The 12,350-nt window shown below is 69.1% G+C and carries 10 protein-coding genes; 7 read left to right on the forward strand and 3 right to left on the reverse strand.

What is annotated here, in order from left to right; genetic code table 11:
• Positions 1-297 precede the first annotated feature (297 nt).
• Together Pth03_RS21280 and Pth03_RS21285 are read right to left on the reverse strand one after the other, a co-directional pair.
• Entirely contained in the window at positions 298-1,758 is a 1,461-nt protein-coding gene (locus Pth03_RS21280; protein ID WP_239119240.1) for an HNH endonuclease signature motif containing protein, read from the reverse strand.
• Positions 1,759-2,434: 676 nt separating this feature from the next.
• Positions 2,435-3,067, reverse strand: a complete 633-nt coding sequence (locus Pth03_RS21285) for a TetR/AcrR family transcriptional regulator (RefSeq protein ID WP_203946087.1) — start codon at positions 3,065-3,067, stop codon at positions 2,435-2,437.
• A 90-nt stretch (positions 3,068-3,157) separates the two neighbouring features.
• On the opposite strand from Pth03_RS21285, the gene Pth03_RS21290 reads away from it, so the two are divergent.
• Positions 3,158-3,802, forward strand: coding sequence for an isochorismatase family protein (locus tag Pth03_RS21290; protein ID WP_203946088.1), 645 nt, complete (start codon positions 3,158-3,160; stop codon positions 3,800-3,802).
• A 111-nt stretch (positions 3,803-3,913) separates the two neighbouring features.
• Positions 3,914-4,741: an SDR family oxidoreductase gene (locus Pth03_RS21295; protein WP_203946089.1), complete on the forward strand. Its 828-nt coding sequence runs from the start codon at positions 3,914-3,916 to the stop codon at positions 4,739-4,741.
• 48 nt (positions 4,742-4,789) lie between these two features.
• On the opposite strand, the gene Pth03_RS21300 is transcribed toward Pth03_RS21295, so the two are convergent.
• The gene (locus tag Pth03_RS21300; RefSeq protein ID WP_203946090.1) at positions 4,790-5,731 is read right to left on the reverse strand and encodes a TauD/TfdA dioxygenase family protein; all 942 of its coding nucleotides are present in this window, start codon (positions 5,729-5,731) and stop codon (positions 4,790-4,792) included.
• Positions 5,732-5,868: 137 nt separating this feature from the next.
• On the opposite strand from Pth03_RS21300, the gene Pth03_RS21305 reads away from it, so the two are divergent.
• The 5 genes from Pth03_RS21305 to Pth03_RS21325 all read left to right on the forward strand — a co-directional run bounded on the left by Pth03_RS21305 (position 5,869) and on the right by Pth03_RS21325 (position 12,288).
• Positions 5,869-6,813 (forward strand): hypothetical protein, encoded by a 945-nt coding sequence (locus tag Pth03_RS21305; RefSeq protein ID WP_203946091.1) that lies wholly within the window; start codon positions 5,869-5,871, stop codon positions 6,811-6,813.
• Between the two features lie 277 nt (positions 6,814-7,090).
• Positions 7,091-9,580 carry an MFS transporter gene (locus Pth03_RS21310; protein ID WP_203946092.1) on the forward strand — a complete coding sequence of 830 codons (2,490 nt, stop codon included), beginning with the start codon at positions 7,091-7,093 and terminating at the stop codon, positions 9,578-9,580.
• 81 nt (positions 9,581-9,661) lie between these two features.
• Positions 9,662-10,519, forward strand: coding sequence for a YceI family protein (locus Pth03_RS21315; RefSeq protein ID WP_203946093.1), 858 nt, complete (start codon positions 9,662-9,664; stop codon positions 10,517-10,519).
• Positions 10,520-10,557: 38 nt separating this feature from the next.
• Positions 10,558-11,025: a MarR family winged helix-turn-helix transcriptional regulator gene (locus Pth03_RS21320; protein ID WP_203946094.1), complete on the forward strand. Its 468-nt coding sequence runs from the start codon at positions 10,558-10,560 to the stop codon at positions 11,023-11,025.
• A gap of 276 nt (positions 11,026-11,301) precedes the next feature.
• On the forward strand, positions 11,302-12,288 hold the full coding sequence (locus Pth03_RS21325; RefSeq protein ID WP_203946095.1) for a DUF6461 domain-containing protein: 987 nt from the start codon (positions 11,302-11,304) through the stop codon (positions 12,286-12,288).
• The last annotated feature ends 62 nt before the right edge of the window (positions 12,289-12,350 follow it).

Genomic DNA, 12,350 nt, shown 5'->3' on the forward strand with positions numbered 1-12,350 from the left:
AGACAGGAACAGGGACAGAGACGGGGACGGGGATCGGCGCGGGCCCGGCGGCGCACGGGCCTGCCCCGCATCGCCGCACACGCCGCTCTTGACACATTCGCCGCGTGCGTCGTCAATGATCACGTGTCAAATCTGCGGACCATTTGGCATAAAGTCAATAGGTTTAGTGGGAAATTCGCTCGCCGTGTTCGGCATGTGGAGTGACCGCTGCGCCGCATTTACACGAGCAGCGAGCGAAGGCGCGGCCAGCAGCGCCAATGCCACCGATGGGCCGTTTGTCCGCATCGGACAGCGTTGTCAAGGCGGGTCTCCGCTGGTGGGCGGCCCTGCGGCGGGCGGTCCTCCGGCCGATGTTCGGCGCCGTCGTGTTCGGTAACGGGGTCCGGTGTAGGTGTAGGCCCAGCGGTCCTTGCCTTCCCGCCGGCGCACGTAGCGTTCCGGATGCCGGTAGCGGTCGCGGTTGTGGTGCTGGCAGGCCGGGCCGAGGAGCTTGAGGTTGGTCAGCCCGCCCGCTACCCAGTTGTCCGCGTGGTCGACCTGGCACAAGGTCGCCGGCAGCGGGCAGCCGTCGATCCAGCACGTGCCGTACCGGGCGAAGACCGCCTTGCGCTGGGGGTTGGTCGCCAGCCGCACGGCACGGCCCATGTCGAGCACTTGCCCGTCGGCATCCATGACCAGACGCATCAACGTGGAAGTGCGCGCCAGTCGTGCAATGTCGGCTGGGGACAGGAACTGTCCAGTGGCCAGCAACAACCCCGGCACCTTCCACCGCAACAACCGACGCCCTCGATCACCCGACTCCGGTTGCCCGTGGTGCCGTGTCACGGAGGAGGCGTGCGCGGATTGCTCGCGGGCTCGGCGGCCGGTGTCTTCGCGGCCGCCGGCGCCGTCGACCCCGTCCGCGTCATCCAGGCCGCCAGTGCCGTCGTCGCCGTGGGTGTCGTAGTCGGGGGTGGGTTGGTCGCCGGGCAGGGATTCGGCGTTGACGAGAACCACCAGTTCGGTGGTGACCTTCTTGGCGAGCAGGTCGTTGAGCGCGTCTGCGTTGCGCTGACGAAGCGACCGGTCGTCGTTCTCGCTGCGGGGTTTGGCGTAGGCGTCCAACCAGGCCTTCAACCGGGCCGCCGACTCCTTCGGCAGGTGGAACTCGCCCTCCATGCCACCCGCGTCGGTGGGGCGGACTTCCAGGTAGCGCTTGCGGTAGTCGCTCTCCTCGTCGTCCTCACCCTTACGCGGCCCATCCGGATCCAGCACATACCCCAGATAGCGGCCCGCCTTGGCCACATCCTCCGGGCTCGCATTGTCGGCCAACTCCACCAGGATCGGCTCGGCGATAGCCGCTTGCTCATCGGTCAGCTTCTTCACCGCGATGCAGATCGCACCGACTTGCCCCTCGGCCAGACTGCCCTCCGCGAACCGGGCCCGCACGATCGGCAAACGAGCGAGTTGCGTGCCCAGCATCACCAGATATGAGGCCGAGCCCCTGCTGGCGCCGCACCCCGACCGCAACCACACCTGAGTGCTGGAATGCCCATGACTCCGAGCCTCATCCGTGCGATGCACCCGATCCACCCGCGCCGCAATCGCCGACACCAACCGATCTCGCGCGTAAACCAGCTCCTGCGCCTCAGCCAAACATGTAGCCGACACCTCCGGCGGCTCTGCCAGGGCCAGCGCGGACGCGGCATCCACCAGCGCCGCCACCAAGCCCGCCGACCCCAAACCGGCCCAATCCAAGCCCGCGAAGACACCCGGCATCGCGGACCGCCCAGAGGCTCCGTCCGAACCGCCCCACGCGGTAGACCGGCCCGACCCGGTCGCTTCGGTGGAGGCCCCGGTCGCCGCCTCCGCCCCGCTTTCCGTTTCGCTTTCCGTACCGGTGAACGCCTCGGCCGGTGCCTCACGCGCGGGCTCGGCGGAGTCATCCGCAGACGGCACGCCGCGGCTCAGGGAAGCGACGGGCACGATTCCCGGCTGCGCGGGACCAGCCGGCGCGGGACCAGACTGTCCAGGTGCCGAGGATGTGTTCTCCGCGAGCGTGGCTTCCCACCACGCCCCGAGCCCGGACGGAGAGCTCAACGCCGGACTGCCATGCGACGACCACAAGCGAGCCCGCTCCCGCACCTCCGCCCACCACTCCGAACCACCTATCGGTTCGCTCGACTCAGGAGACGGACGCCGCTCGCGCCAACCGGCCACGCCATCCCTCCCCCACCGATATCGAAACTGTGTCTGAATAATCTCACGCAACGTGAACGATCAGCTACAGATATCGAACAGAATTTCTATCTGTTGTGACTCCAGCACGAGTCACATGGGAGATGAAGCATCGCGACAAAGCCTCTTGGCGGGATCAACCCACTACCCGGTCCCGAGGCGCGGGCCCGGCCGTGGCAGTCACGTGCCCGCCCACGCCCCGCCCCCAGACAGTCAGCTAGCTGCGGGAGCTCGCCGCCTCGGTCGCCGAGAGGTCTCCACCCGGACAACCCAGCAGGATTCCGCGCAGACTCATGGTGAGGTAGTGGGTGAGCTCTTCGGGGGACATGGCCGCGATGGGGCCGTCGGCCAGCACGTAGCGGCTGAACGTGACCCCGATGAGATGCGCGCCCACCAGATCGACCCGAAGGGGCACGTCTGACCCCTCCAGCACGGCGCGATAGGCGTTGACGCTCTCCTCACGCATGGCGCGCAGCAGCGCCTTGGCGGAATGCTGGTCGGCGGCGGCGCTGCGGACGAGGGCGATGAAGGGGTCGGCACTGTCTGCGGACTCCATGCGCGCGACGTAACTGCGGGCGACCCGCCCGGCCAGGCCCTCCACGTCGCCCTGGACGCTGTCGGCGAGATCGCGCGTGCCGGGCACGGCGGCGAGGAAGAGCTTCTCCTTAGTGGAGAAGTGCATCACCACGAGTCCGTGCGTCACTTCCGCGCGTTGCGCGATCTCCCGGATGGTCGCCTTGGCGTAGCCCCGTTCGGCGAAGACCGTACGCGCCGCGGCCAGGATGGCGGCCCGCCGTGCCTCCGGATCGCGCACCCGCTTCTTCGCCGTCCCCGGCACATCGGACACCATGCCCTAACTGTACACGTGGACATTAGGGGCTGATACGTTACTGACCATCTGGTCATTAAGACGACCGCTCTCACCACTGAAAGGACGACCATGAACCTCGAACCGCTCTCCCCGGACAACGCCACCGTCGTGCTGGTCGACTACGCCGTCGGCTTCGCCAACCTCCTGCGCTCGCACGACCTGCGGGAGCACATCGCCAACGTCGCCGGGCTCGCCGAGACCGCCAAGCTCTACGGAAGCGGCCTGGTGGTGACCAACGGCGAGGCGTCCAAGCCCTCCGGCCCGCTCTACCCCGAGCTGCTGGCGATCATCGGCGACCAGCCGGTCATCGAGCGCACGACCGCGTTCAACTCATTCCTCGACCCGGTCTTCAGCGAAGCGGTGCGGGCCGCCGGCCGGCGCAAGCTGATCATCGGCGGTGTCGCCACCGACGGTTGCGTCCTGCAGACCGTGCTCGGTGCGCTGCGCGAGGGCTACGAGCCGTACGTCGTGGTCGACGCCTCGGCCTCTCTCAGCAAGGAGGCGCACGACGCGGCGGTCCAGCGGATGGTGCTGGCAGGCGTCGTGCCGGTCACCTGGTGGTCGGTGGCCGCCGAGTTCCAGCTCGAGCCGCGCTTCGCCGACGCGCCCCACCGCGCCCGGCTCATGGGCGACCACCAGCCGGCCATGACGATGGCGGGCCGCACCTTCTTCGCCGGGGTGAAGCAGGGCCGCCTCGCCGCCGCGACCGCCTGACGTGCGTACGGCCCGCCCATCGGGGCCCCGGGGCAGGCCCGTCCGCCGTACGGCCCGGTGTAGGGGCGGGCCCCAGGGGTACGGCACCAGCCTGACCAGGGAGGTGGGCATATGAGCAGCACCGCAACGGCACCGGCGTCGCGCTTCGACTACGACAAGGTGGCCGTCGTCACCGGAGCCGACTCCGGGATCGGGAAGGCCACGGCCGTCGCACTCGCCGCCCAGGGCTTCGACGTCGGTATCACCTACCACACCGACGAGGAGGGCGCGCGGGACACCGCCGCGCAGGTCCGCGCCGCAGGGCGCGGGGCAGCCGTACGGCGGCACGATCTGACCGACCCGGAGATCGCCGCCGGAGTCGTCGACGAGCTTGCGGACGAGCTCGGCGGCCTCGGGGTGCTCGTCAACAACGCGGGCACCGGTTCGGCCGAGCCGTTGCTCGACCTCGGGTACGACCAATGGAGGTCTGTGCTCGCCGTCGATCTGGACGGCGCGTTCATGTGCTCGCAGCGGGCGGCCCGCCGGATGGTCGGCCGCGGCGCGGGCGGTCGGATCATCAACGTCACCAGCGTGCACGAGGAGTATCCGCGGCTCGACGCCGGCCCGTACTGCGCGGCCAAGGGCGGGTTGCGGCTGCTCACCCGCACGCTGGCGCTGGAGCTGGGCAGGCACGACATCACCGTGAACGCGGTGGCTCCCGGGGAGATCGCCACCCCGATGACCGGCCAGGAGGACCAGCCACCCGAGCCCGGCAGCCGCCCGGGTTACCCGCTCGGCCGCCCCGGAGACGCGCGGGAGGTGGCCTCCGTCATCGCCTTCCTCGCGGGGCCCGGCTCGTCGTACGTGACCGGGGCGACGTTCTTCGTGGACGGTGGCCTCGTGTTGATGGGGCCTCAGGCCGCGGGCGACATAGAGAAGGACATCTGGTCCTGCGCCTGAGACGCGACGGCCCTGAGCACGACCTCCCTGCCGGCTGGCAGGCCGCGCTCAAGGGGCGACGGGCGAGTACGCACCGGCGTCGCCCTTGAGAACCACGCTGGTGTCACCGCCGATGCCGACCGGGATGTCACCGGCCAGCGTGATGCGGTGGAGGAGCCGGGGCAGGTCGTCGTAGTCCGCGACGGCGTAGTGCTGGGTGGCCCGGTTGTCCCAGATGGCGATGTCGCCGTCCCGCCAGCTCCACCGCACCGTGTTCTCCAGGCGGGTGATGTGCCGCTGGAGCAGGGCGAACAAATCGTGAAAATCGGCGCTGCTCAGGCCGGCGAATGACCGGACGAAGTGGCCGAGCAGCAGGGACGGCTCGCCGGTCTCCGGGTGGATGCGGACGACGGGGTGCTCGGTCTCGAACTCGACGCTCCGGAACTCCTCGCGATACTCCTGCTCCTTGACGTCGATCCCGCCGATCTGCGGGCGCTGCGCCGCGTAGTCGTACAGGTTCGAGTGCACCGCGCGCAGCCGGCCGACCAGCGCGCGCAGGCCGGGGTGCAGGCGCCGGTACGCCTCCACCGTGTTGGCCCACACCGTGGTCCCGCCGTAGGGCGGCAGCGTGATGGCGCGAAGCACGCTGATCGCCGGGATCCGGTCGACGAAGGTCACGTCCGTGTGCCAGCTGTTGGCCTTGCCCTGCTCGGAGTCGATCGGGAGCACGGCCTCGCCGTCACCGGTCACCGTCGGGTGCGGCTTGGTGACGGTGCCGAGGAGCTTGGTGAAGGCGAACTGGTCGGCGTCGGTGGCGTGCTGCTGGTCGCGCAGGAAGATCACTCGATGGCGGAGCAGCGCGGAGCGCAATTCGGCGACCGCGGCCGGGTCGGCGTTGCCGCCCACCCGGATGCCTCCGACGACGGCGCCGATCACGCCGCCGACCTGCGTCACGTCGATGTGCTGGTAGGAGCCGTCGACGGGGGTCGCCTGGTCATGGACCTGGGTCATTCGCTTGCACCTTTCGATGGGCGATGTGCGCGTGGACCTTGTCTCAGCGTGTGCGGGGCGAACCCTATTGTCAACTATCCCTATAGGTTGACTGGGAAATACTCGGATTGTCCGTGGCGACCGCTACCCTCCCTGGCATGGTTCAGCCCGCTCGATCCCTCCAGCTCTTCTCGCGCCTCATCGGCGGCGACATCCACGCCTACGACGTGGCCTCCGGCTCTTTCGGCCTGCTGTCGCCCGCGGCGGTGTTCCAGCCGTCCCCGGGAGACGACGTCGTCGATCACACGGTCTCCGCGGATCTCGAACGCGCCGTCTACACGACCCTGAACGCGGCGGTCTGTGTGACGCGCGACGGCACCGAGGTCTGGCGGTCGGCGTTCGAGCCGCTGTCGGCGGAGCGGTACGGGCACAAGCCGAGCTGCACGCTGTCTCTCGACGACCGTGTGGCCTGGGTCTACCGCCCCGACGGCATGGCCGGCCGCAACCGGCCCGACCAATGGGTCATCCTGGACGCGCAGACCGGGGGGCTCATCGCCCAGGCGGATCTGGAGACCTTCGGGCATGGGGGCCTGCATTACCGGCACCCGGCGGGCGAGCATCTTCTCCTGGACGTAGGCGAGGGCCAGGACGGCTTGACGATCTTCCGCGGGGCGCTGGACGGGAGCCGGCTGGATCTCGTCCGCTACCCGTGGAACGACCGGTCACTCATCGCTTTGACGCCCGGCGGGGACCACTTCATGACGGTCCACCACGAGCAGACGGACGTCGCGTTCCACACGTATCCGGACGGCGACGTGACGCTTGAACTCTCCCTCGAATCCTTCGGGTACGACTTGGAGGAGGCGGGCGTGGAATACAGCGGCGGCTACCTCACTCCGGACACGGCCATCGTCGCCATCGCCGGAGAGACCGAGGACGAGGAGGAGTGGTTCCGCCACTACAGTGTCGACCTGCGCTCGGGCCAGATCGAGGGCGAGTTCGAGGGGCACGCGGAGGACCCCTACGACGTCGAACCCCTTGGAGACGGGTCCTGGCTCACGACCGATCCGTCCGGTGCCCCGATCCGGTGGTCCGCCCGGTAGCACCCGGTCTTCACCGCCGATCACCACGCTGTGATATCGGACATAAATCCCACAACTACTAAATAGTTGCCCTGGGCAATCGCATATAGTTGCCCTCAGCAACCAGATGAGGGCAGGGAGCGCCGCGGCCGGCTGTTTCCCCTTACCGCCTCGCCGAGACCCACGACGCGAGGAGATCGCCCGGGCTCCCCCGTCCCATCGCCAGGATCCGTATTTCCCCGCCGCGCACGCCTCCCGCACCCCCGCCCCGCACGGCTCGGACCGTGAAAGGACTTTGATGACAACCGCAGTACCAGTGCGGGACGATCCGGGCGCTCCGATGTCGCATCGGCAGATCCTGGAGGCACTGTCGGGACTGCTGATCGGCCTGTTCGTGGCCATCCTGGCGGCGACCGTCGTGTCGAACGCGCTGCCCACGATCATCGCCGACCTGCACGCGAGCGAGACCACCTACACCTGGGTGATCACCACCGACCTGCTCGCGACGACGATCTCCACGCCTCTGTGGGGCAAGCTCGCCGACCTGGTCAGCAAGAAGATCCTCGTCCAGCTGAGTCTGATCATCTTCGTGGTCGGCTCGGCGATCGCCGGGCTCTCGCAGAACCCCGGGATGCTCCTGGGCGCCCGGGTCGTGCAGGGCATCGGCGCCGGAGGCCTCACCGCCCTCACTCAGGTGATCATGGCGGTGATGATCTCGCCGCGCGAGCGCGGCCGCTACTCGGGATACCTCGGCGCGGTCTTCGCCCTCGCCACCATCGGAGGCCCGCTCATCGGTGGTGTGATCGTGGACACCTCCTGGCTGGGCTGGCGGTGGTGCTTCTACGTCGGCGTGCCGTTCGCCGTCCTCGCGTTGATCGTCCTGCAGCGGACACTCCGCCTTCCCGTGCTCAAGCGCGAGGTCAAGATCGACTGGGGTGGCGCGGTCCTGATCGTCGCCTCGGTCTCGTTGCTCCTCATCTGGGTCTCCTTCGCCGGGAACAAGTACGACTGGCTGTCCTGGCAGACCTATGTGATGGTCGGCGGCGCGCTAGTGCTGGCGCTGCTCTTCCTCCTCGTGGAGATGAAGGTCCGCGAGCCGGTCGTGCCGCTGCGCCTGTTCCGCAACAGCACGATCAGCCTGGCCGTGGTGTCCAGCCTTCTTGTCGGTGTCGCCATGTTCGGCGCGACCACCTTCCTCTCCCAGTACTTCCAGCTCGCGCGAGGCGACTCGCCGACGAAGGCGGGGATCATGACCCTGCCGTTGATCCTCGGTCTGGCCGTGTCGTCGACCGCGGCCGGGCAGATCATCACCCGCACGGGTCGCTGGAAGATCTTCCTGGTCGCCGGCGGCCTGTTCCTGACGGCCGGGTTCGGGCTCATGGGGACACTGCGGTACGACACGAACTACTGGCTGCTGGCCGTCTACATGGTCGCCATCGGCATGGGCGTCGGCCTGACCATGCAGAACCTCGTCCTGGCCGTCCAGAACCAGGTGAGGCAACAGGACCTGGGCGCGGCCAGTTCGGTCGTCGCGTTCTTCCGTACGCTCGGTGGCGCAATCGGTGTCTCCGCTCTCGGCGCGGTGCTGGGTCACCGGATCACGGACTACTTGGACGAAGGCCTGGCCGCGCTGGGCGTGCACAGCGAGCTGAGCGACGGTTCCGTTCCCCGGCTGTCCGCGCTGCCGGAGCCCATCCGGGCGGTGGTGCAGAGCGCGTACGGCCACGGCGTCGGCGACGTGTTCCTCTACGCGGCGCCGAGCGCGCTGCTGGCACTGATCGCCATCCTCTTCATCAAGGAGATCCCGCTCCGCACCGCCGGCTCCGAGCAGCCTCTGGACGCGGACGCACCTGCCGAGGTCTCGGCGCCCGGCCGTCACGCGCATCGCTCCACGCAGGAACTGGCGTCCGTGGGCGCCGGCGACCGGGGAGGACTGGGCGGCCTGGGCGGTCTGGCTGAGGCACCGGCGGGGGCCCGGGCAGCGACGCAACACTCGGCCTTCGCTTCGGCGGATGCCACCGAACCTTCCGGTGGGAGCGGGATCCGCGGCTTCGTCCGCCGCACGGACGACACTCCGGTGAGCTACGCCACCATCACCCTGATCGACGTACGGGGTCACCAGCTCGGCCGTACGGTCACGACGGCCGAGGGCGGATACGCCCTCTGGACGCCCGGCAGCGGCACGTACACCCTGATCGCCTCCGCCAGCGAGCACGACCCTCAGGTCGCGACTCTCGTCGTGGGCGACCAGCCGCTGGACTTCGACCTGGTGCTCGCGGGCTCGGGGAAGCTGTCCGGGACCGTGCGCGACCCCGACGGCACGCCTGTCGCCCAGGCGATGGTCATCGTGACGGACGTACGCGGCGAGGTGGTCACGACGGGGACGACCGACTCCGCCGGCACCTTCAGCTTCTCGGGGGTCGTCGCCGGGGCCTACACGCTCGCGGTGAGCGCCGCCGGGCACCGGCCGGCGGCGGTGCCGGTCGAGGTCGGGGCCGGCCAGACCAGGAAGGACATCGAACTGCTGCCCGGTGCCCACGTCCGCGGCACGGTCCGGGTCAAGGACGGCGGCGGCCCGCTCGCCGACGCCAGGGTCACGCTGCTCGACTCCGCGGGCAACGTCGTCGGCACGGCGACGACCGGCGCAGACGGAGAGTACGCCTTCGCCGACCTCACCGACGGTCAGTACACCCTCATCGCCACCGGGTACCCGCCGGCGGCCAGCGCCCTCAACCTGACCGGTCAGGGCGAGAACGAGCACGATGTGTGGCTCGGTTACCCGGAATGACGCCGGGGTGCTGGAAGAGGCACCCGGCGGGAGCCGTCGCTCCCGCGCGGGTGACTGACGAGCAGTGAAAGCAGGAACAGCATGTACACCGGCCCACAGATCTCAGAAGACGCGCCGGGGCGGCGCGGCCTGCATGCCCTGGTGCGGACGAAAGACGGCTGGGCGATAGCGCATGCGGTCGTCACCGTGACCGACATGTCCGGCCACCAGGTCGTGCGGGCCGAGGCGGACGACGACGGGAGGGTGCTGACCCGCCCTCTCGCGCCCGGTGTCTACACCGTCGTCGTCACCGCGGTCGGGTACGCCCCCGCCGCGTCGACGGCGATCGCGACCGCGTCCGGCACCGCCGAGCTGGGCACTCTCGTACTCGCACGACAGGGCGGCGTGGAGCTCCCGCCGCCCGGCGTGTGGACCATCGACCCGGCGCACTCCAAGGTGGCGGCGACGGCGCAGCACCTCGGGCTGTCCAGCGTGCAGGGTCGATTCGCCGAGTTCTCGGGGCGCATCGAGATCGGTGCGAGCGCCGAGGCGTCCGGCGTCGTGGCCGAGATCGACGCCGCGTCGATAGACACCGGTAACAGCACGCGCGACCAGCACCTGCGCTCGGCGGACTTCCTGGACGCAGGGCCGCATCCGACGATCACTTACCGGAGCTCCGGGTTGTCGCCCGCGGGTCCGGATCGGTGGACGCTGCATGGTGTCCTGACGATGAGCGGCATCACCCGGCCGGTCGACCTCGATCTGACCTACCTCGGCACGAGCCCCGACCCGTGGGGCGGCCTGCGCGCCGCGTTCCGCGCCGTCACCGTGTTGCGCCGCGAGGATTTCGCTATGAATTACAACCAAGTGGTGCAGGCGGGCATCTCGCTGATCGGAGCCACGCTTAAGGTCGAGCTGGACATCCAGGCGGTCCAGGGGCAACCCTCGTCGCAAGGGTGAGTGCCGATCTTTCGTTCGGAAAAGGGGGTGGCGGCGACGTGAACGAGGCACAGGCGGTGGTCTCCGTCGAGGGGCGTGAAGCCTACTCTGCGGTCGAACACCAGCTTGGCGTCCTGTTCCGGCGATCTCGCGCACTGTCCGCCGAGATGATGCGCGAGGTGCACCCGGAGCTGGACCCGGGCGCGTACGGGTTGCTCGTCCGCATCCACGAGGCGGCTCCGGCACGCCCCAGCGACCTCGCCGCCTACTACGGCATCGGCAAGGCCACCATCAGCCGCCAGCTGAAGGTGCTCGAGATGCTCGGGCTGATCGGGCGCACTCCCGATCCCCTCGACGGCCGTGCGCACCTCCTCGAGCTGACCGGCGAGGGGCGGCAGCGGCTCGACCGGGCGAGAAAGGCCAGGCAGGAGCGGTTCCGCGCGCTGCTCAACACCTGGCCGGAGGACGAGGTCCGGTTGCTGGCCGACATGTTGTCCCGCTTCAACGCTCTCACCGAGACCTTCTGAGGCCGCTCCCCCGGAACGCCGGGGCCTACTACATACCGGTGCGGTGGCGTATATCGAAGAGCATGCATTCACGGAATTTCACGTGAACTCATCGGTGCAGGATTTCTCATTCGCTGGGCGCTGCCATTGAAGGCATCGACCCATCGGCCCTGCTCGACGACTCGGGGTTTTGGCGCTCACTCCTTTTGACGTGGCGATCGGGGACTACTGTGGCGACGAGGAGCGCGACCGCCCTCAACCGATTCCCTGAGCCGTCGTGAGAAAGCGCTGACCGCCATGACGTCAAGTGGAGCCTACGCGTGGCTCGGGGAGGCGTTCTGCCTGACGGCGGCGACAAATATCGACGCGGGGTCCGCCCTGGCCAGATGCGGCGCGCTCGATGCTCCCGCTGCGATGACCTTCGAGAACGCCGTACGGCTGTCGCGGTCGTTCGACGCGGGATATCCGCGGCTGTGTCTCGCCAAGCCGTACGGCAAGGCGGTTCTGCTCCTGGAGGTGTCGTCTGCCGAGGGGGCGCGGCCAGAGGTCCTGCGCGCGCTCTCGGCGGAGACGCGGGTCATGTCCGTGCTCGTCGCTCCCGAAGCATGTCACGTGGCGCTGGCCGTCGACGGTGAGCTGGTCGCGGGACTCGATGCACGGAGGCCGTCCGTGCGGTGGGGCAGTGATCCGGGGAGGCTTTCACTCGAGGGCGGGCAGGGAGCCGCCGGTGCGCTGCGGCTTCTGGAGTCTTTCGCGGGGACGCCCGTCACCGAGGCCCTCTTCGGCGGACCGCTCGCCGCCGCCGCATTGCGACCGTTGCTCGAGGACCCGCCTTCGTTGTCCGGCCACGAGGTGCGGCAACTCGATCCCGAACTCGCCGATCTCCTCGACCGAAGCGACGCCGCGACGCTGCGACGCGTCGCCCTCGATCAAGCGCGGTGGTGCGCCCGCCGTGCCGACGTGGCGGATGAGCCGTTGGTCTCGGCTGCGCTGGACGCAGGGATGCCGCGGCTGGTCGAGGACACCGAGCCGCTGGGGCTGTTGATCAGGAGCTGGAACGAGGAGGGCCACGTCGCCGGCGCATCGCTTGCCGACCCCGTCGGCCGGGATCGCATGACTCCAGGCCGACGGCGGCTCGCGTTCCTCCGGGCACATGCGGGAAACGCCGTGCGAGTGGCGATGTTCCCGGACGCTCGGACCGCCGCCTACTGTGCGTTGTCCTCGCTGGTGGCCGAGCGAATTCCCACGAGAAGGCAAGACGTTTTCCGTCTGCTCGGTCAATAAAAGTCATTGAAATCTGAAAACCATCCATTGATCGCCTAGATCGTCAGTGTTACGCTCGCGCC

This window comes from Planotetraspora thailandica (assembly GCF_016863335.1).
In the GTDB taxonomy this organism is placed as follows: domain Bacteria; phylum Actinomycetota; class Actinomycetes; order Streptosporangiales; family Streptosporangiaceae; genus Planotetraspora; species Planotetraspora thailandica.